Raw genomic sequence first — 18,888 nt, forward strand, 5'->3', positions numbered from 1 at the left:
GCCCTTTGAACAGTCGGTCGAGGGCTACGGCTGCCAGGCGGCCGCCGGCTTCCGCTCGGCCTCGGCGCTGGCATCGATCTCGGCCTGAAGCGCGCGCAGCGCCTCGGGAACGCCCTTGCGGCTCGCCGAGGACAGGACCAGCGGCGCGCGGCCGGCGGCGCGCTTCAGCTTGGCCACCTGGCTCTTGAGCGTGTCGGCGTCGAGCGCGTCGGCCTTCGAGAGCGCCACGACCTCGGGCTTCTCCGCGAGGCCGTTGCCGTAGGCCTCGATCTCGCCGCGAACCAGCTTGTAGGTCTTGCCCGCATGCTCGCTCGTGCCGTCCACGAGGTGCAGCAGCACCCGGCAGCGCTCGACGTGGGCGAGGAACTTGTCGCCGAGGCCGACGCCCTCGTGGGCGCCCTCGATCAGGCCCGGGATGTCGGCGAGCACGAACTCGCGCCCGTCCGAGCGAACCACGCCGAGGCCGGGATGCAGGGTCGTGAACGGGTAGTCGGCGATCTTCGGCTTCGCCGCGGTGACGCTCGCCAGGAAGGTCGACTTGCCGGCATTCGGGAGCCCGACGAGTCCGGCATCGGCGATCAGCTTGAGCCGCAGCCAGATCCACATCTCCTGGCCTTCCTGGCCGGGATTGGCGTGTTTCGGGGCGCGGTTGGTGGAGGTCGTGAAGTAGGCGTTGCCGAAGCCGCCATTGCCGCCCTTGGCGAGGCGGATCTTCTGGCCGACCTCGGTCAGGTCGGCGAGCAGCGTCTCGCCGTCCTCGGAGAAGATCTGCGTGCCGGCCGGGACCTTCAGGACCGTGTCGGCGCCGTTGGCGCCGTGGCAGTTCGAGCCCATGCCGTGCTCGCCCTTCTTGGCCTTGAAGTGCTGCTGGTAGCGGTAGTCGATCAGGGTGTTGAGACCCTCGACGCACTCGACCCAGACGTCGCCGCCGCGGCCGCCGTCACCGCCGTTCGGTCCGCCGAACTCGATGAATTTCTCCCGCCGGAACGAGACGCAGCCGGGACCGCCATCACCGGAGCGGACATAGACCTTGGCTTCGTCGAGGAACTTCACGACCTGAATCCTTTGTCGGGTGCGGATTCGCGACCCGCACCATCACCCTGTCGGCGGCCGCCGGCCAGCCCGGCGCCGCGGGGCCGCCTCAGGCGGCCCGCGTCATCGCCGGCTCCGACGGCGGAGTCTGCCAGCGCTGCCGGTCGAGGCTGAAGAGATCGACCGGAAGGTCCGCGCCGCGCGCCGGAAAGGGCCGGATCGTGCTGCCGGCCTGCGCGAAGCCGCAGGTCTCCAGCACGCGCCGGGACGCCGGGTTGACCGTGCGGGCCGAGGCGGCGAGTTCCGTCCCGACCGTATAGGCGAAGAAGGCGTGGCACAGGGCCGTCACGGCCTCGGCCATCAGGCCGCTGCCCCAGTAGGGCTGCCCGAGCCAGTAGCCGAGTTCCGGCGGTCCGTCGGTCCGCCCCTCGATGCTGACGACACCGATGAGGCTGCCCGGCGCCGCCCGCGGCGCGAGGGCGAGCGTGAGCGCCGAACCGGCGGCGTTCCGCGAGCGCGCCTGCAGCAGGAACGCGTCCACCTCCGGGGCCGGGAGCGGGTGCGGCACCCGCGCCAGCATCGCGGCGACCGACAGGTCGCCAGCCAGCTTCAGGATCGCGTCCCTGTCCTTGGCGGTCGGCCAGCGCAGCCACAGCCGCCGCGTCTCGATCCGGAAAACGTCATCACGGGTCAGATCGGGGAACATCGTGCCCTCGCAGGGCGGCGTTCCCGGCTCCGGGGCACCGCCTCAAGACGACGAAGGGGAGGATGGCGTCCCATCCTCCCCGGTGTTCCGTCCGACCTGGCCCGTCAAGGGCTCGGCAACGACGTCTCCGGTCCGGTGTGGGACACCGGGCGGGACGCCAGCTTCGCCACTCAGGGCGCCCGCCTCTTATTCCGCGGCCTCGGCCAGCGGGGTAACACCTACGAAGGCGCGCCCGCGGCGCGTCTCGAAGCGGACATGGCCCGGTACCAGCGCGAAGATCGTGTGGTCCTTACCCATGCCGACATTGGCGCCGGGATGCCATTTGGTGCCGCGCTGACGCACGATGATGTTGCCCGGAATGACGGCCTCCGAGCCGAACTTCTTGACGCCGAGGCGCCGGCCTTCCGAGTCGCGACCGTTGCGGGACGAGCCGCCAGCCTTCTTGTGTGCCATGGGATGAGCTCCGAATTCTGAGTGGCGTGGATGCGGTCGCGGATCGGTCCCTCGGGACCGTACGCGCCCAGCGTCTGGCGTGCGTCAGGCCGAAATGCCGGTGATGCGCACGACCGTGTGGTCCTGGCGATGGCCGCGCTTGCGGCGGGAGTTCTGCCGGCGGCGCTTCTTGAAGGCGATGACCTTCTTGTCGCGGCCGTGGCGCACGATCTCGCCCGTGACGCTGATGCCCGACAGGGTCGGGGCGCCGACCTGGGTCGCGCCCGCGCCGTCGGCGAACAGGAGGACCTCGCCGAAGGTCACGGCCTCGCCGGCCTCGCCCGCCAGGGAGGCGATGGTGATGGTGTCGTTGGCGGCGACGCGGTACTGCTTACCGCCCGTCTTAATGACTGCGAACATCGTTCTCTCGTGTTCTCGAACGGCCTCCGGGGCGGCTGCCCCTGGACCGGCTTCTTGTTTGAAGTCATTGAACGGGCGTTCGGCCCGGACAACGCGAAACGCGCGGACCCCAGCTGAGGCCGCGCGCCATGCGGGCTCAGTACGGGCGCGGCGCCGCCGTGTCAATCCGCGGCGGCCTGCCGGGCGGTGTCACCGGATCGGCGCGCCGGTCGCCAGGATGCCCTTCGCGACGCTGCCCGCCGGGCCGAAGGCGGCGAGGGCCTGCGCGCACCACGTCTCCCGGCCGTCGGCGGCGAGCTGCTGGCGCACCTGCGTGGCGCGGGTGCGCAGCTTCTCCTCCAGGATCGCCTCCTGCCCGGCATTGACGCGTGCCGCGAGGCGGAGCGTCGTCAGCTGGCCGGCCCGGACCTGCACGCCCGGGCAGGCCTGCTCGGCGATGATGGTCGTGGCCGCCGCCGAGGCGTAATTGTCGAGGGCCGACGCCGGCGCGGCGGGCACCTGCGCGGCGGCCGTCCCCGCGAGATTCAGCGTCAGGACTAGCGTCAGGGCAAGGGTGGGGACACCGACACGCCGCACGGCTGAGACCTCCAGGGTAAGCATCGATCGGCGCGGTGGCGCACCCGCATCTTCGCGACGATGCCGGGCGCCGACCGGGAGACGCGCGTTCCCTTGGGCGCGCCCCTCGCCGCGGCGCCGCGACGGCGGCTGACTACACGTCCGGCGACGGGGCGTCACCCGCCGCGTCGGCCCGCGGTCGGCAGACAGACCGGCCGTCAGGGCGCGGCCTTGAACTCGCCCTCGATGCGCAGGCTCACCTCGTCGCCGAGCTGCGGCAGGTAGGCGTTGATGCCGAAATCCGAGCGCTTGACGACCGCGCGCCCGTCGAAGCCCACGGTGTAGCGCTGGTCCACAGGGTGGATGCCGGCCTGGTTGAAGGTGGCGTCGATCGCGAACGGCCGGACCGTCCCCCGCAGGTTGAGGTCGCCGGTGATCCGCGCGGTGGTCGGGCTGGTGGGCTCGACCTTGGTGGCGGTGAAGGTGGCGCTCGGGAACTTGGCCGTGTCGAAGAAATCTGGGGCCGCGAGGTGCTCGTTCAGCCGGGTGCTGCCGGTGATGACGCCGCCGAGCGGCACAGTTACCTCGAGGCGGCTCTTCTCGGGCGCCTTCGGGTCGAGCTGGAGCGTGCCGCTCAGGCCGGTGAACTGGCCGTAATAGGTCGAGTAGCCGAGATGCGAGACCGACCACGTGATCTTGCCGTGATCCGGATCGAGGACGTAGCTGCCGGGCCGGACCTGCGTCGGATCCGCGCTCGGCGCGACCGGTGCGGGCGGGGCTGCCGGGTTGTCCGCCGCCCGGGCCGGGCCGGCGCAGAGCAGGCCGATCAGGACAAGAAGTGGCGCGCGCATGTCGTCCCCCCGTGACCGGCCAAGCTCGGCCGGCGCGGGCCCGTGATTTCATGATCTCCCTGCGCGCTCAAGCACGTCTGGCGAAGGCCGCCGCGGTTCTGTAGGCAAGCCGAGGTAGCGGCAGGCGTGGCATGATCGGCAAGCTCAAGGGCGTCGTGGACTCGTTCGGCGAGGATTTCGTGATCCTCGACGTGTCGGGGGTCGGCTACATCGTTCACTGCTCGGCGCGGACCCTGCAGCGCATGCCCAAGGTCGGCGAGCCCGCGGCGCTGTCGATCGAGACCCACGTCCGCGAGGACATGATCCGCCTCTACGGCTTCCGCTCGGACGCCGAGCGCGAGTGGTTCCGCCTGCTCCAGACCGTCCAGGGCGTCGGCGCGCGGGTGGCGCTCGGCGTTCTGTCGGTGCTGGAGCCCGAGGCGCTGGCGAGCGCCATCGCCACCGGCGACAAGGGCTCGATCAGCCGGGCCCCGGGCGTCGGGCCGCGCCTCGCCGCCCGGCTCGCCGCCGAGCTCAAGGACAAGGCCCCGGCCTTCGCGCCCGTCGATCCGGCGCTCATCGCCCTCGCGGGCGCCGTCGAGGAGGGCGCCGCCCCGCAGCCGGTGGCGGACGCCGTCTCGGCCCTGGTCAATCTCGGCTACCCGCAGGTCCAGGCCGCCGCCGCCATCGCGGCCGCGCTCAAGGGTGCGGGGGAGGGCGCCGAGGCCAAAGTGCTTATCCGGCTCGGCCTGCGCGAACTCGCCCGCTGACGGCCCGACCTGACAGTTGGGGCGCACTTAGATCGCACGCCCTTGACCCGCGCGGGCGGCGGTGCCATGTCGACCGCGGCCAATAAGGTATTGAAAAGCAAGCTACTTTTCAATTCTTCTAAACTGGCGCGGGTGCCCCGGACGGTCGTCGACGACCGCGGCGGGCACGGGGATGACGGGATTTGCGGCGCGCATGATCGTCTGTTCTTGTAACGTCTTATCGGACGGCGCCGTGCGCGGCTGCCTCGCCCCCGGACCCGGCTGCCCGCGCACGCCCGCGCAGGTCTACGCCTGCCTCGGCTGCAGCCCGAAATGCGGGCGCTGCGCCCGCACGATCCGCGCGATCATGCAGACCGCGCTGGGCGAGGCCGCGGCGGCGGAGAGCAGCCATGCTTGCACGACGGCTTGCGCGAGCGCCTGTAGTTTGGTGAAATTCCAAACTGCGGATGAGGGAGTCGCGGCCTGATGCTTCTACCCCCCGCCTGAGAGCACGGTAAGGAGTACGGGGGCATGAAGGGCGACACCAAGGTCATCGAGTATCTGAATCGCGGCCTGCGCAGTGAGCTGACGGCCGTCAGCCAGTACTGGCTGCATTTCCGCATGCTCAATGACTGGGGCTACGTCGAGCTGGCGAAGTTCTGGCGCAAGGAATCGATCGAGGAGATGAACCACGCCGACCGGTTCATCGACCGGATCCTGTTCCTCGACGGGTTCCCGAATCTGCAGGAGCTCGACCCGCTGCGGATCGGCCAGAACGTCCAGGAGATCCTGGAATCCGATCTCGCCGCCGAGAACGAGGCCCGCAGCCTCTACCTCGAGGCCGCGAAGTACTGCGATTCGATCAACGACCGCGTGTCCAAGCGCCTCTTCGAGGATCTGGCCGAGGACGAGGAGGGTCACATCGACTTCCTCGAGACCCAGCTGGAGCTGATCAAGCAGATCGGCCTGCCGCTCTACGCGCAGAAGCATATCGGCGGCCTCGAGCAGATCGCCCCCGAGAAGGAGTGAGAGCGCCCGGGCTCCCGCCGCCCGCGCGGCGGAGCGGGGACCCGGACAGCGATGCGGGCAGGGGTGGGGCCGGCGCGGCCGCGTTCCTGCCCGCCTGAGACGGCAAGCTGGGGAACGGGATGCGGCTCGTAGTGGTCGGCGCCGACGGGCGCATGGGGCGGATGCTGATCCGCGCGGTGGCGCAGGCCGAGGGCTGCACGCTCTCAGCGGCGATCGAGCGCGACGGCTCGCCGGCACTCGGCCAGGACGCCGGTGTGCTCGCCGGGCTGCCACCCCTCGACGTTCCCGTCACCGACGACGCCCTCACGGCCTTCGCGGGCGCCGACGGCGTCCTCGACTTCACTGCGCCGGCCGCCACGGTCGCCTTCGCCGAGCTCGCCGCCCAGGCGCGCATCGTCCACGTCGTCGGCACGACCGGCCTGTCGGAGGACGATTTCGCCAAGCTGAAGGCGGCCTCGTACCACGCCCGCATCGTGCAGTCGGGCAACATGTCGCTCGGCATCAACCTGATGGCCGCCCTGGTCCGGCGGGTCGCCAAGGCCCTGGGCGACGAGTTCGACATCGAGATCGCCGAGATGCACCACCGCATGAAGGTGGACGCCCCCTCCGGGACAGCGCTGATGCTCGGCGAGGCCGCCGCGGAGGGCCGCGGCGTCGACCTGAAGGCGGTTCGGGTCTCGACCCGGGACGGGCATACCGGCGCCCGCCGGCCCGGCGATATCGGCTTCGCCACCCTGCGGGGCGGCAGCGTCGTCGGCGACCACAGCGTGATCTTCGCCGGCACCGGCGAGAGCCTGACGATCAGCCACCACGCCGCCGACCGGGGCCTGTTCGCCACGGGCGCCGTCAAGGCCGCGCTCTGGGCGCATCCCAAGCCGCCGGGGCTCTACACCATGACCGACGTGCTCGGCCTGTGACCGGCGGCGCGACGGCGATGGAGCGGCTCCTCGTCCTCGTCCGGCACGGCCAGAGCGAGTGGAACCTGCAGAACCTGTTCACCGGCTGGCGCGACCCGGACCTCACCGAGCGCGGCGTCGCCGAGGCCCGGGCCGCCGGGCGCGGCCTCAAGAGGGACGGCTACGGGTTCGACGTGGCCTTCACCTCCGAGCTGGTCCGCGCGCAGCGGACCTGCGCGCTGATCCTCGAGGAGATGGACCTGTCCGAGATCCCGGTCCTGCGCGCGCGCGCCCTCAACGAGCGCGATTACGGTGACCTCTCCGGCCTCAACAAGGACGAGGCCCGCGCCCGCTGGGGCGACGCGCAGGTCCACGCCTGGCGCCGGGGCTACGACGTGCGGCCGCCCGGCGGCGAGAGCCTGAAGGACACGGCCGCGCGGGTTCTGCCCTGCTACGTCGCGACGATCCTGCCGCGCGTGATGGCCGGCCAGCGGGTCTTGGTGGCGGCCCACGGGAACTCGCTGCGCGCCCTGGTGATGGTGCTCGACGGATTGACCGAGGCGCAGGTGCCCGATCTCCAGATCCGGACCGGCGTGCCGCTGGTCTACCGCCTGAACACCGACACCACGGTCGCCTCCAAGACCGTGCTGGAGCAGGTCGTCGACGCGGACCGCTGAGTGGCGACGGAACTCGCACCGGGCCTGATCCACCATCCGGGCTTCCTCGACGCGGCGGCCCGCGCGCGGCTCGCCGCGGAGATCGCCGCGGTTCTCGCCGAGGCGCCGCCCGTGACGCCGCGCATGCCCCGCACCGGCAAGCCGTTCTCGGTGCGGATGTCGAATGCCGGACCCCTCGGCTGGGTCTCCGACGTCGCGGGCTACCGCTACCAGCCGCACCATCCCGAGACCGGTCGACCCTGGCCGACCCTGCCGCCGACCGCCCGCGCGGCCTGGGAGACGCTGGCGGCCTATCCGGCTCCGCCGGAAGCCTGCCTCGTCAACATCTACGCGCCGGGGACCCGCATGGGCCTCCACCAGGATCGCGACGAGGCGGATCTCGCCGCGCCGGTCGTGTCGCTGTCCCTCGGCGCGGCGGCCCTGTTCCGCTACGGCGGTCCGAGCCGGTCCGACCCGACCCGCTCGGTCCGGCTGCAGGCCGGCGACGCACTGGTGATGGGTGGCGCCGCGCGGCTCGTCTTCCACGGCATCGACCGGCTCTACCCGGACGGCGACCTGCTCGAAGCGGCCGACGGGCCCGGATTCCTGCCGCCGGGCGGCCGCTGCAATCTCACCCTGCGACGCGTCACGGTGCCGGCCACGCCATGATGCGCGACACGCCATGACGCGCGAGCGAGATCCGGAGCCGGTGCCGACCGCGATGCCGCCGGCGATCCCCGGCGTGCGCGTCAGCGCGGCGGCGCAGTGGCCGGCGCTCGCCGGCTTCGTCGCGGCCGAGGCCCGCCTCCAGGAGGCGGTCCTGGCGCGCGGGCGCGTCACGGCCGGGCTCTACGAGTTCGTCCGGTTCGGGCTCAAGCAGGGCTGGGCCTGCCTGTTCGGCGGCCTGCTCCTGGCCCTCATGCTCGGCACGCGCCTCGTCTGGCCGGCCCACGCGCCCGTCGCCCGCTACGACGCGCTGTTCCTCGCCGCCCTCGTGCTCCAGGTCGCGATGCTGCGGCTGCGGATGGAGACGTGGTCGGAGGCCCGGGTGATCCTGGTCTTCCACGTCATCGGCACGGCCATGGAGATCCACAAGACCGCGATCGGCAGCTGGGTCTACCCGGAGGCGAACCTGTTCCGGCTCGGCGGCGTCCCGCTGTTCACGGGCTTCATGTACGCGGCGGTCGGCAGCTACCTCGCCCGCGTCTGGCGCCTGTTCGATTTCCGGTTCACGCGGCACCCGAGCCTGCGCCTGCTCGCGGTCCTGTCGGTGGCGATTTACGTCAATTTCCTCATCGATCATCGCGGGATCGACCTGCGTGTCGGACTCATCGCGGTCGCGGTCGCGGCCTTCGCCCCCGCGACCGTGTACTTCAAGGTCTGGCGGGAGCACCGCACCATGCCGCTCCTGCTGGGCCTGCTGCTCGTCGCGCTGTTCATCTGGTTCGCCGAGAATCTCGGCACGTTGTCCGGCACGTGGCTCTACCCGAACCAGCGGCAGCACTGGTCCATCGTCCCGGTGGCCAAGCTCTCGTCCTGGTTCCTGCTGATGATCGTGTCCTACACGCTGGTCGCGCGGGTGAACGGCATCGCGACCTGGCCGGCCGTGCCGGCCGCGGCCGCGCGTCGGGAACTGCCGATGGCCCGCGCGACCCATCTCGGCCTCGTGGCCGCGGTGATCGCCCTCGGCCTGCTGCTGCGCGTGCCGCACTGGGGCCTGCCGCTCGCGATCCACCATCACGGCGGCGGGATCCTGTGGGGGGCGATGCTGTTCCTTCTGGTCGCGGCCCTGCGACCCGGCAGCTGGGGCCTGCGCACCTGCCTGATCGCCGCCTTCGCGGCCGCCGCGCTCATCGAGAGCAGCCGGCTCGTCCACACGCCGGCCCTCGACGCCTTCCGGACGACCCTGCCGGGTCAGCTCCTCCTCGGCTCCATCTTCTCGCCGTGGAATCTCCTCGCCTACGGCGTCGGGATCGGCGCCGCCGCCGCGCTCGCGCTTTCCCTTCATCGTGAACGCAGGCGCGCCGCGTTGCCGGCTTGACAGAACAGGTCGCCCGGCAGACCCATCGGGTGCGGACTAACCCAAAGTTGGGTCCACCAGGAGAACCGGTTTTCGATGCGGATGCGCAACCTGACGCTGCGTCTCGGACGGGTTCTGTGCGCAGCCGCGCTGGCGGCCAGCCTCGGCTCGGCCGCCCGGGCCGGCGATCCCGTCTATCCCGCGGGCTCGCGCTTCGGCTTCGACCCGCCCGCCGACATGTCGCTGTCGCGGCGCTTCTCGGGCTTCGAGCGGAAAGAGGGTGGCGCGACCGTGTCGGTCGTCGAATTGCCCGCGAACGCCTTCGCGGAGCTCGTCAGCGGCTTCACCGACGCCAACCTACTGAGCCAAGGCTTCGCGGTCGAGAAGCGCGAGGAGGTCAAGATCGGCGACAACGAGGGCATGCTCTACACCGGTGAGCAGCCCGCCGATCCCGGCTCGTCCGCGCCGGCGATCCGGAAGTGGATCCTCGTGGTCGGAACGCCGACCGTGACCGGGCTGATCATCGCCCAGGCGCTGCCCGACGCCGAGACCGAGGCCTCGATGCGCAAGATGGTGACCGGCGTCACCCTGCGGCCGGCCCTGTCGCTGACCCAGCAGGTCGACGCGCTGCCCTTCCGCATCGCCGACATGGCGGGCTTCCGGCCCGTGCGGGTGATGGCCGGTAACTCGGTCCTCCTCACCAGCGGCCCGAAGGACCAGATGCAGAATCTGGAACAGCCGATCCTCGTCCTCGCGCAGGCCGTGCAGCAGCCGCCCGGGGCCGAGCAGCGGGACGGCTTCGCCCGCGCCGCCCTGGCGTCCAATCAGACCCTCAAGGACTTCGTCATCGAGCGGGCGCAGAGCTACCGCTCGAACGGCGTCGACTGGCACGAGATCGTGGCCCGCGCCCTCGATCAGCCGACCAACCAGCCCGTCGTGGTCATGCAGACCATCCGGTTCGCACCGGACGGCTACGTCCGCGCCCTCGGCGTCGTGCGGCAGGATCAGCGCGACGGCGTCCTCGCCAAGTTCCGCGAGGTGGTGGACAGCGTTCAGGTCAAGTAGCGCGTCACCAGACGACGGCCTGCCCGTCGCGGCGCGGGTCGCTCGCGGCCACGTAGCCCTCGACGGCGGGATCGCCCATCCGCCAGATGAACTGGCCGGCGCCGAAATCCTGGTAGCTGTCCTCGATCACCTCGAGTTCGTGGCCGAGGGCCTTCAGGCGTTCCAGGGTCGCGCCCGGCATCGCCGCCTCGACGTTGATGTCCAGGCCCTCGTTCACCCGCCACCGCGGCGCGTCGCAGGCCGCCTGCGGGTTCTGGCCGTGGTCGATCATCCGCACCAGCGTCTGGACGTGCCCCTGCGGCTGCATGTTGCCGCCCATCACGCCGAAGCTCATCACCGGGGCTCCGTCCTTCGTGAGGAAGCCCGGGATGATGGTGTGGAACGGGCGCTTGCCGGGCGCCACCACGTTGGGGCTCTCCGGATCGAGCACGAAGCCGTAGCCGCGATTCTGCAGGGAGATGCCCCAGCCCGGAACGACCACGCCGGAGCCGAAGCCCATGAAGTTCGACTGGATGAAGCTCACCATCATGCCGGACTCGTCGGCCGCGGTGAGGTAGATCGTGCCGCCCGCGGGCGGCTTGCCCGGCCCGAAGACCTGGGCGCGGTTCCGGTCGATCAGCTTGGCGCGGTCCGCGAGGTAGGCGGGGTCGAGCATGGCCTCCGGCGTCACCTCCATCCCGCGGGGGTCGGCGACGTACCGGTAGGTGTCGCTGAAGGCGAGCTTCATCGCCTCGATCTGCAGGTGCTGCGACTCCGGCCCATCGACCGGCAGGCCGCCGAGGTCGAACTGCTCGAGGAGGCCCAGCGCGATCTGCGCCGCGATACCCTGGCCGTTCGGCGGGATCTCGTGCAGCGTGTAGCCGTGATAGTCCTTCGCGGTCGGCGTGACCCATTCGGGGCGGAACGCCGCGAGGTCGGCGGCGGTCATCGCGCCGCCGTTGGCCCGCGCGTGCGCGGCGATCGCCTCGGCGATCTCGCCCCGGTAGAAGGCCTCGCCCTTGGTCTCGCCGATCAGTCGAAGGGTCTTCTCGGCGCCCGGGAAGGTCACCAGCTCGCCGACATCCGGCGCCCGGCCCCGCGGCAGGAAGAACTCCGAGAAGCCCGGCTGGCGGGTGATCGCCTCGATCCGGGCCGCGGCCGCCCATTTCTGCTGGACCACCACCGGCGCGAGGTAGCCCCGCTCGGCGATGCGGATCGCGGGCTGCATCAGGTCGGCGAAGGGGAGGCGGCCGAAGCGCTCGCTCAGCGCCGCCCAGGCGGCGACCGCGCCCGGCACGGTGACCGAGTCCCAGCCGCGCATCGGCGGCCGCTCGCCGGCGCCGTACTTCTTCAGGAAGTAGTCCCGGCTCCAGGCGGCCGGCGCCCCGCCGGAAGCGTTGAGGCCGTGCAGCGCCTTCCCGTCCCACAGGATGCAGAAGGCGTCGGAGCCGAGACCGTTGCTGCACGGCTCGGTGACGGTCTTGGCGGCCGCCGTGGCGATCGCGGCGTCGACCGCGTTGCCGCCGGCCTGGAGCATCTGGATGCCGGCCTGCGCCGCCAGCGCGTGCGAGGTCGCCACGCAGTTGCGCCCGAACATCGGCATCCGCAGCGACGGATACCCGGTCACCCAGTCGAACGGCTTCATCGCTCAGTTCCCGGTCTCGGCAGCCCACGCGCTCCCGCGGCACTTGGCATACAGGATATCCGGCCCCGGTGAAGGCGTGGCCGGGCATGACCGCCAACGAAAAACGCGGGCCCGAGGACCCGCGCTTCGCGAACGTGATGCTGCCTTGTCGGGCCGCTCAGTAGGGGCGGCCGTAGAGCGGCGAGGTCGGGTCCAGCCGGTCGACGAAGGAGAGGTCGACGTTGCGGATCGCCGAGGAGCGGGCGCCGATGAACGGCCCGTTCGTGATCGGATCCGGCAGGATGCCGCGTCCGAAGCGGTCCGTCGGGCCGTAGGGCGGGGTCAGCTGGTTGGACGCCGCGATCAGATAGGGGTTCAGGGCCGGGTTGCGCGAGCCGCCGGCGCCCGGAACGTTCGAGGTCAGCGGCACGTTGCCGGCATCGAGCCAGCTGCGCGGGCGCACGCGGATCGGGAGCGGCCGGCTGACCCGGTAGATCGGGCCGGGGACGTAGCCATCCTGAGCCTGGGCGGGCGCGGAGGCCAGAGCGCCGAGGCCGGTGGCGGCGACGACGCCGAGAAGGGCGATCTTGAGCGAGCGCATGGCCAACCTTGTCCTTGAGTGCCATCAGTATGGCGACCGAAGCTTAACAGTTCGCCGCCTTTGACGATAAGACGCTTGGGCGAGGCTGTTGTTCCGCCCTTATGGCTGAGCTTGTGCGTTTTGCCACACTCCGGCCTCATTTTTTATTTTGCGGCCGCCGGATTAACGATCCGACCCTCCCGGGAGGCTCTGTCGCGGCCGATGCCGGGCACGCGCCCACCGGATCGGGCGCGACCGAGAAGGCCGCCGTCGTGGCGGCATCGGCGAGGTCGACAAGGCTCAGCGCGTCGAGCATGCAGCCGAGGGCCTGCGGCTCCGGCGGGCGCGCGAGGGGCGCGCAGAGCCATCCGTCGAGCTGGAAAGCCGTGTCGCGCGTGACGAAGCCGGTGCAGGTCCGCTGCGCGGGGCCCGCGAAGGTCACCTCCAGGGTCTCGACCGCACCGAACTTGGTGCGGATTTGATCGCGGGCGCCGGTCCGGGCCACCGCAAGGGCCGGCCGGTCGAGGGCCGGACCGTTCGCGGCGCGCCGGGCCATGAGCACGAAGAGCGTCGGCGGTGCGCCCAAGCGGGGCCCGCGGGTGAGCTGGACCCGGAGGGCCGGCGCCTCGATCGCCGCGACGTCGCCCCGGATGAGGGTGTCCTCGCGCAGCCCGGTCCGCGGATCGACGCGGGCGGACACGCGCACCGGATCGAGCCCGGGTTCCGCGAGCCCGAACTGGGCGACCGAGGCCGCGGGCGGTGCCGGCGAGGCCTGAACCGACGGGACGAAGGCGGTCTCCGCGGCCGGCGGCGGCGCGGGCGCGGAGGCCGGGGTCTCGCCGGGCCAGCGGGGGAGGGCCCACAGGAGGGCAATCGCCGCCGCGGCGAGGGCAATGCGCAGGCCGAGAGATCCCGGGGAGACCGGGGCGTACGGCGCGCGCGCGGCCCGGCCGCCCGGCACGCCGAGCCCGATCCGATCGACGAGGGGCGCTGTTCCGGTCAGGGGCGTGCTCCGTGGCGGCGGGAGGCCGCGGGGTGGACGCCAGCGTCGCGCCGAAGGATTGAATTCCCTCTGCCGGCCCGAGACCGTCACCGGGTTTCCGGAGGCAGGGTGAATCGAGTGTTGCGCCGTCGGCGGCCTTGACAGCGCGCGCCCTTGCGCGCCTTGCTCGACCCGGCCGTCGCCCCCACCTCCGCGGAGGACGGGGTCTGCGGCCGCGCCCGTTTGGCGGGCGCGTCCGGCACGAACGATCCTTCGGCCGATTGTACTGGCACAGGCGCGGCACCCGGATCGGTCGGGGTTTTCCGCGCGGAGACGAGAGATGGGTTACAAGGTCGCCGTCGTCGGCGCCACGGGCAACGTGGGCCGCGAGATGCTCGATATCCTGGCCGAGCGGGCTTTCCCCGCCGACGAGGTCGTGGCGCTGGCCTCGCGCCGCAGCCAGGGTCAGGAAGTCTCCTACGGCGACAAGACGCTCAAGGTCAAAACGCTGGACACGTACGACTTCTCCGACACCGACATCTGCCTGATGTCGGCCGGCGGCGAGGCGTCGAAGGAGTGGTCGCCCCGCATCGGCCAGCAGGGCTGCGTGGTCATCGATAACTCGTCGGCGTTCCGCTACGACGCCGACGTGCCGCTGATCGTGCCCGAGGTGAACGCCGACGCGGTGGTGGGCTTCACCAAGCGCAACATCATCGCCAACCCGAACTGCTCGACCGCCCAGCTGGTCGTCGCGCTCAAGCCCCTCCACGAGGCGGCCACGATCAAGCGCGTCGTCGTGTCGACCTACCAGTCGGTCTCCGGCGCCGGCAAGGAGGCGATGGACGAGCTGTTCAACCAGACCCGCGCCGTGTTCACCGCCGGCGAGATCAAGCAGGGCGGCAAGTTCACGAAGCGCATCGCCTTCAACGTCATCCCCCACATCGACGTGTTCATGGAGGATGGCTACACGAAGGAAGAGTGGAAGATGGTCGCCGAGACCAAGAAGATGCTCGACCCGAAGATCAAGCTGACGGCGACCGCCGTCCGCGTGCCGGTCTTCATCGGTCACGCGGAATCGGTGAACGTCGAGTTCGAGCAGCCGCTCACGGCCGAGAAGGCGACCGAGATCCTGCGCGCCGCCCCCGGCGTGCTGGTGATCGATAAGCGCGAGAACGGCGGCTACATGACCCCCCACGAGGCGGCCGGCGAGGACGCGACCTACATCTCGCGCATCCGCGAGGACGCGACGGTGGAGAACGGCCTGAACTTCTGGTGTGTCTCGGACAACCTGCGCAAGGGCGCGGCCCTCAACGCGATCCAGATCGCCGAGGTGCTGGTCAATCGCAAGCTGCTGAACCGCGCCAAGCGCGCCGCCTGAGACTGTTTCCTCTCCCGCTGGGGGAGGGGGCTCTGTCCGGCGGATCCTCGGGACACGGTCCCGAGGATCCGTCACGCGTCCGTCACGGCTCGGGATCGTGACGCGGATCGGTCGCGCGGACCTTCCGTCCGCGGCGTGTCCGCACTGCGTGCTCGGTCCGGCTCTTCATCGCCGAGAGGCTTCGCGGCAGCCCCTTGAGCGCCGCGACCATCCCGGTCATCGACGGCCCGAAGCGGGCCGGGGGGCGATTCACCGACGCCCGATCGCTGTTACCGACCGTCGCCTCGTCGAACACCGCTGCGCGGCTCGGTCGGATGCGGCAGGCGCGGACCGGGCGGCCTTCTCGCCGCCCGTTCCGGCTACGCCATGCCGAGGGCCTGCATGTAGAGCTCGAGGATCGCCTCCTGCTCCTGGCGCTCGCTGTGGTCCTGCTTGCGGATGCGCAGGATCGTCCGGACGGCCTTCGCGTCGAAGCCCCGACCCTTCAGCTCGGCGAACACCTCCTTGATGTCGCCCATGATGCCGGCCTTCTCCTCCTCGAGGCGCTCCAGGCGCTCGATGAACTGCTTCAGCTCGTCGGCGGCCACACCCTCGGCCGACGAGACGTCGCCGCCGGGCCGCTGCGCGGCGGTGGGCATCGAATGGGCGTTCATGGGGCTCTCCCGAATGCACGGCGCAATTGCGCCCTGGACCCGTGGTTAACGGGCGCGCCTTACCGGAAGCTTAGCCGATTCGCCGCCGTCCGGCCGCCGCATCAATGGTCCTTGGCCTGCGCAGCCGAGAAGCCCGCCTGCTGCTCCGCACTCGCCTCCGTCTGGAAGCGCGCCTTCCACTCGGCGTAAGGCATCCCGTAGACCGCCTCGCGGCTCTCGTCCTTGGTCAGCGCGACGCCCGTCTCGTCGGCGGCGTCCTTCAGCCAGTTCGACAGGCAGTTCCGGCAGAAGCCCGCCAGATTCATCAGGTCGATGTTCTGCACATCCGTCCGGTTGCGCAGATGCGCGACGAGGCGGCGGAAGACCGCGGCCTCGAGTTCCGTCTGGGTCCTGGGATCGATCTCGCTCATCAGTCGCAACTCTCTTCGGGTCGGGCGGGCCACACCCGATTTCGGGGTCGGCCCGGCGGAGATCAAGCCGCGAGCAGCGGGCGCAGCACGCGGGCGAAGCGCGCCGCCCACTCCGCTTGGCCGTCCGCGCCGGCGATCAGGTCCTGGCGGATCTCCACCAGGGCGTTCGCGAGGCCGCGCGCCGTGGCGTGGCGGTCGATCGTGTCGCCCGGCAGGCCGCCGCCGTAGGGCGCGTTGTCGCCGACGGTGAGCCCGGCCGGATCGGCCTCCAGCGCGCGGATCAGCGGGCGGGCGAAGCGGTCGTCCCGGTCGTACAGGATCCCGACCTGCCAGGGCCGCGCGATCCCGCGCCAGTAGGGCGTGAAGCTGTGCATGGTCAGGAGCACGGGCGGCCGGCCCGCAGCCTGGGCGGCGGCGATCGCCTCGTCGATGGCCGCGTCGAACGGCGCGTAGAACCGCGCGATCCGGGCCTGCTTCCCGGCCTCGTCGATCCGGGCATTGCCCGGCACGACGGCGCCGTCGGACAGGCGCATCACCAGGGTCGGATCGGCGCGCCCGCGATTCGGGTCGATGATGAGGCGGGAGAAGTTCGTCAGGATCGCCGGGGCGCCGAGCTGCGCCGCGAGGCTCCGCGTCACCGCCGCCGCGCCGATGTCGTAGGCGATGTGCCGGGCGTATTCCGACGCGGGCACGCCGAGCGCGATGTCCGGCGGCACGAAGTTCGAGGCGTGGTCGCAGGCGATGACGAGGCCGCAGGCGGGGTCGCCGGGAATGATCTCGCAGGGATGCGCGGGCGGGACGGCCGATTCTGTCTCCGGACGGGTCACGGGGCTCCGAGGTCTTCAGAGAGGTCTTCAGATCTGTGCGAGGGCACCGATGGCGCTTGCCGTCGCGCGGCCGCTCGGGCAGATCACCTATCAAGGATCGTGCGCTCACGGCAAGAAACGGGCCCGCCGCCCAGGGAAGAAACGGGCGGGGATCGCGCGACACAATGGAGAGAGGAGCCCGTTCGACGCCATGACCGACACCGTTCCGCCCGTCACCGACGCGGCCACCCGGGACCAGCGCGCGCTCCTCGATTCGATCCTCACGGCCGCGATCCGCGCCGCCCATCCGGATCTCTGCCTGCCGCCGCACCTGCCGGAGCCGAGCCCGGGCCGCCTGATCATCCTGGCCGCCGGCAAGGCCGCGGGCAGCATGAGCGCCGTGGCGAGCCGCTTCTACCGGCAGAAGCACGGGCTCGGTGACGACCGGATCGTCGGCCTCGCGGTGGCGCGGCACGGCTACGGGCAGGAGGCGCCGGGGATCCACATGGTCGAGGCGGGCCACCCGGTCCCCGATGAGGCCGGCATCTCGGCGACCCGCGAAGCGCTGCGGCTCGCCACCGAGGCCGGGCCCGACGACGAGGTCCTGGTGCTGCTCTCGGGCGGCGGCTCGGCCAACTGGATCGCCCCCGCCGGCGACCTCACGCTGATCGAGAAGCAGGCGATCACCCGGGCGATGCTCCGGTCCGGCGCGCCGATCGGCGAGATCAACACGGTGCGCAAGCACATCTCGCGGATCAAGGGCGGCCGCCTGGCCCTCGCGGCCCGCAATGCCCGGCGCGTCCTGACGCTGGCGATCTCCGACGTGCCCTTCGACGATCCGGCGGTCATCGCCTCCGGGCCGACCGTGCCCGATCCGTCGACCCTGGCCGATGCCCGGGCCATCTGCGAGAAGCGCGGCATCCCGCTGCCCGAGGAGGCGGTGCGCCTCCTGAACGACCCCAACAACGAGACGCCGAAGGCCGGCGATCCCGCCTTCGCCCGCGCCGAGTACCGCATCATCGCCCGGCCGATCGACGCCCTGAACGCCGCCGCCGAGGCGGCCCGCGCGGCCGGCTACGAGCCGATCCTCCTGGGCGCCGACCTGGAGGGCGAGGCCCGCGAGGTCGCGGCCGAGCACGCGGCCGAGGCCAAGCGCCACAAGGCGGCCGGCAAGCGCGTCGCGCTGATCTCCGGCGGCGAACTCACCGTCACCATCCGCGGCGAGGGCCATGGCGGCCCGAACCAGGAATACGCCCTTGCGCTGGCGGTCGCGCTCGACGGCGAGCCCGGCATCTTCGGCATCAGCGCCGACACCGACGGGACCGACGGCGGGCGGGGCCTCGCCACCGACCCGGCGGGCGGCCTCGTCGACCCCACGACCCTCGAACGGGCCCGGGCCGCCGGCCTCGACCCGGCCGCGATGCTGGAGCAGAACGACTCCACCGCCTTCTTCGCGGCCCTCGGCGACCTCGTGAACCCCGGTCCGACCTGTACCAATGTCAACGACTGCCGCATCATCCTCGTCAATTAGCTCTCGCGTCTCGGCGGCTCAGCTCCTCCCGGCAGTCACGGTCCTCGGCCTCGCGCTCCTCGGCGCGAGCCCCGCCCGGGCGGACCTGCGCCTGTGCAACCAGACCGCCAGCAAGGTCGGGATCTCGCTGGGCTACCGCGATCCCCAGGGCTGGGTGACGGAGGGCTGGTGGGATCTGGCGCCGAAGGCCTGCGAGACGCTGCTCAAGGGCGCGCTGGCGGCGCGGTTCTACTACGTCTTCGCGGTCGACTACACGCGCGGCGGCGAGTGGAGCGGCCGTTCGCTGATGTGCACCCGCGATTCGGAGTTCACGATTCGCGGCATCGAGGATTGTCTCGCCCGCGGCTACGACCGCAACGGCTTCTTCGAAGTCGACACCGGCGAGCAGAAGAGCTGGACCATCCAGCTCACGGATCCGAACCGGCCGGACGCGCCGGCGAAACCGTAATGTGAAGGCGGCGGCCGAGACTGCGGTCTTGACGCTGTCCGGCCCGGGATGCTCACAGCCGATCTGCGCTCCCTGAGCCAGATCTTTCAACCGCCGGCGCTCGACGC

24 protein-coding genes and 1 pseudogene are annotated in these 18,888 nt (G+C 71.4%); 12 read left to right on the top strand and 13 right to left on the bottom strand.

Translation table 11 applies throughout. The annotated features are described in order from the left end of the window. Positions 1 to 24: 24 nt before the first annotated feature. The 6 genes from obgE to ACLBYG_RS01215 form a co-directional block, all read right to left on the bottom strand. The gene (obgE, locus tag ACLBYG_RS01190) at positions 25 to 1,053 is read right to left on the bottom strand and encodes a GTPase ObgE (RefSeq protein ID WP_447680337.1); all 1,029 of its coding nucleotides are present in this window, start codon (positions 1,051 to 1,053) and stop codon (positions 25 to 27) included. Between the two features lie 88 nt (positions 1,054 to 1,141). Then, positions 1,142 to 1,738, bottom strand: coding sequence for a GNAT family N-acetyltransferase (locus ACLBYG_RS01195; protein ID WP_447680338.1), 597 nt, complete (start codon positions 1,736 to 1,738; stop codon positions 1,142 to 1,144). Between the two features lie 186 nt (positions 1,739 to 1,924). Further along, on the bottom strand, positions 1,925 to 2,191 hold the full coding sequence (gene rpmA, locus ACLBYG_RS01200; RefSeq protein ID WP_012317134.1) for a 50S ribosomal protein L27: 267 nt from the start codon (positions 2,189 to 2,191) through the stop codon (positions 1,925 to 1,927). Between the two features lie 84 nt (positions 2,192 to 2,275). Then, positions 2,276 to 2,590, bottom strand: a complete 315-nt coding sequence (rplU, locus tag ACLBYG_RS01205; protein ID WP_010683509.1) for a 50S ribosomal protein L21 — start codon at positions 2,588 to 2,590, stop codon at positions 2,276 to 2,278. 189 nt (positions 2,591 to 2,779) lie between these two features. Then, complete coding sequence (locus ACLBYG_RS01210) at positions 2,780 to 3,166, bottom strand: hypothetical protein (protein ID WP_447680339.1); 387 nt, start codon at positions 3,164 to 3,166, stop codon at positions 2,780 to 2,782. Between the two features lie 197 nt (positions 3,167 to 3,363). Next, entirely contained in the window at positions 3,364 to 3,996 is a 633-nt protein-coding gene (locus ACLBYG_RS01215; RefSeq protein ID WP_091978391.1) for a YceI family protein, read from the bottom strand. A gap of 131 nt (positions 3,997 to 4,127) precedes the next feature. On the opposite strand from ACLBYG_RS01215, the gene ruvA reads away from it, so the two are divergent. The 9 genes and pseudogenes from ruvA to ACLBYG_RS01260 all read left to right on the top strand — a co-directional run bounded on the left by ruvA (position 4,128) and on the right by ACLBYG_RS01260 (position 10,390). After that, positions 4,128 to 4,745 (top strand): Holliday junction branch migration protein RuvA, encoded by a 618-nt coding sequence (gene ruvA / locus ACLBYG_RS01220; protein ID WP_100250930.1) that lies wholly within the window; start codon positions 4,128 to 4,130, stop codon positions 4,743 to 4,745. A gap of 193 nt (positions 4,746 to 4,938) precedes the next feature. After that, positions 4,939 to 5,211, top strand: a complete 273-nt coding sequence (locus tag ACLBYG_RS01225) for a (2Fe-2S)-binding protein (protein WP_083916283.1) — start codon at positions 4,939 to 4,941, stop codon at positions 5,209 to 5,211. A 44-nt stretch (positions 5,212 to 5,255) separates the two neighbouring features. Continuing rightward, the gene (gene bfr / locus ACLBYG_RS01230) at positions 5,256 to 5,753 is read left to right on the top strand and encodes a bacterioferritin (protein ID WP_012317139.1); all 498 of its coding nucleotides are present in this window, start codon (positions 5,256 to 5,258) and stop codon (positions 5,751 to 5,753) included. Positions 5,754 to 5,872: 119 nt separating this feature from the next. Next, on the top strand, positions 5,873 to 6,670 hold the full coding sequence (gene dapB, locus ACLBYG_RS01235; protein ID WP_056521879.1) for a 4-hydroxy-tetrahydrodipicolinate reductase: 798 nt from the start codon (positions 5,873 to 5,875) through the stop codon (positions 6,668 to 6,670). Positions 6,671 to 6,687: 17 nt separating this feature from the next. Next, complete coding sequence (locus tag ACLBYG_RS01240) at positions 6,688 to 7,326, top strand: 2,3-bisphosphoglycerate-dependent phosphoglycerate mutase (RefSeq protein ID WP_447680674.1); 639 nt, start codon at positions 6,688 to 6,690, stop codon at positions 7,324 to 7,326. Then, positions 7,327 to 7,974, top strand: a complete 648-nt coding sequence (locus ACLBYG_RS01245; protein ID WP_447680340.1) for an alpha-ketoglutarate-dependent dioxygenase AlkB — start codon at positions 7,327 to 7,329, stop codon at positions 7,972 to 7,974. Positions 7,975 to 8,026: 52 nt separating this feature from the next. Next, a pseudogene (locus tag ACLBYG_RS01250) lies at positions 8,027 to 8,956 on the top strand (DUF817 domain-containing protein); the annotation flags it as partial. Next, the gene (locus tag ACLBYG_RS01255) at positions 8,945 to 9,346 is read left to right on the top strand and encodes a ribosomal maturation YjgA family protein (RefSeq protein ID WP_447680675.1); all 402 of its coding nucleotides are present in this window, start codon (positions 8,945 to 8,947) and stop codon (positions 9,344 to 9,346) included. The pseudogene ACLBYG_RS01250 and the gene ACLBYG_RS01255, both read left to right, overlap by 12 nt. 75 nt (positions 9,347 to 9,421) lie before the next feature. Then, a complete protein-coding gene (locus ACLBYG_RS01260) occupies positions 9,422 to 10,390 on the top strand; it encodes a hypothetical protein (protein WP_447680341.1) in 969 nt (322 codons plus the stop codon). Positions 10,391 to 10,394: 4 nt separating this feature from the next. On the opposite strand, the gene ACLBYG_RS01265 is transcribed toward ACLBYG_RS01260, so the two are convergent. The 3 genes from ACLBYG_RS01265 to ACLBYG_RS01275 form a co-directional block, all read right to left on the bottom strand. Then, a complete protein-coding gene (locus tag ACLBYG_RS01265) occupies positions 10,395 to 12,014 on the bottom strand; it encodes a gamma-glutamyltransferase family protein (protein WP_447680342.1) in 1,620 nt (539 codons plus the stop codon). Between the two features lie 157 nt (positions 12,015 to 12,171). Next, positions 12,172 to 12,594, bottom strand: a complete 423-nt coding sequence (locus ACLBYG_RS01270) for a hypothetical protein (RefSeq protein ID WP_020091493.1) — start codon at positions 12,592 to 12,594, stop codon at positions 12,172 to 12,174. A gap of 136 nt (positions 12,595 to 12,730) precedes the next feature. After that, positions 12,731 to 13,534 carry a hypothetical protein gene (locus ACLBYG_RS01275; RefSeq protein ID WP_447680343.1) on the bottom strand — a complete coding sequence of 268 codons (804 nt, stop codon included), beginning with the start codon at positions 13,532 to 13,534 and terminating at the stop codon, positions 12,731 to 12,733. Between the two features lie 361 nt (positions 13,535 to 13,895). Here ACLBYG_RS01275 and ACLBYG_RS01280 point away from each other — a divergent pair, with 361 nt between their 5' ends. Then, entirely contained in the window at positions 13,896 to 14,933 is a 1,038-nt protein-coding gene (locus ACLBYG_RS01280) for an aspartate-semialdehyde dehydrogenase (RefSeq protein ID WP_020091495.1), read from the top strand. Positions 14,934 to 15,015: 82 nt separating this feature from the next. Here ACLBYG_RS01280 and ACLBYG_RS01285 read toward each other — a convergent pair whose 3' ends face one another. The 4 genes from ACLBYG_RS01285 to ACLBYG_RS01300 form a co-directional block, all read right to left on the bottom strand. Continuing rightward, complete coding sequence (locus ACLBYG_RS01285) at positions 15,016 to 15,228, bottom strand: hypothetical protein (RefSeq protein WP_447680344.1); 213 nt, start codon at positions 15,226 to 15,228, stop codon at positions 15,016 to 15,018. A gap of 64 nt (positions 15,229 to 15,292) precedes the next feature. Further along, complete coding sequence (locus ACLBYG_RS01290) at positions 15,293 to 15,571, bottom strand: DUF2312 domain-containing protein (protein ID WP_026604676.1); 279 nt, start codon at positions 15,569 to 15,571, stop codon at positions 15,293 to 15,295. Positions 15,572 to 15,687: 116 nt separating this feature from the next. Further along, the gene (locus ACLBYG_RS01295; RefSeq protein ID WP_020091496.1) at positions 15,688 to 15,996 is read right to left on the bottom strand and encodes a DUF1244 domain-containing protein; all 309 of its coding nucleotides are present in this window, start codon (positions 15,994 to 15,996) and stop codon (positions 15,688 to 15,690) included. A gap of 62 nt (positions 15,997 to 16,058) precedes the next feature. After that, positions 16,059 to 16,823 (bottom strand): N-formylglutamate amidohydrolase, encoded by a 765-nt coding sequence (locus ACLBYG_RS01300; RefSeq protein ID WP_447680345.1) that lies wholly within the window; start codon positions 16,821 to 16,823, stop codon positions 16,059 to 16,061. 190 nt (positions 16,824 to 17,013) lie between these two features. Between ACLBYG_RS01300 and ACLBYG_RS01305 the strand changes: the two genes are divergently transcribed. Then, positions 17,014 to 18,333, top strand: coding sequence for a glycerate kinase type-2 family protein (locus tag ACLBYG_RS01305; RefSeq protein WP_091978400.1), 1,320 nt, complete (start codon positions 17,014 to 17,016; stop codon positions 18,331 to 18,333). Continuing rightward, positions 18,299 to 18,781, top strand: coding sequence for a DUF1036 domain-containing protein (locus ACLBYG_RS01310; RefSeq protein ID WP_026604677.1), 483 nt, complete (start codon positions 18,299 to 18,301; stop codon positions 18,779 to 18,781). Before ACLBYG_RS01305 ends, ACLBYG_RS01310 begins: the two co-directional genes overlap by 35 nt. The last annotated feature ends 107 nt before the right edge of the window (positions 18,782 to 18,888 follow it).

The organism is Methylobacterium sp. D53M, from assembly GCF_053345625.1.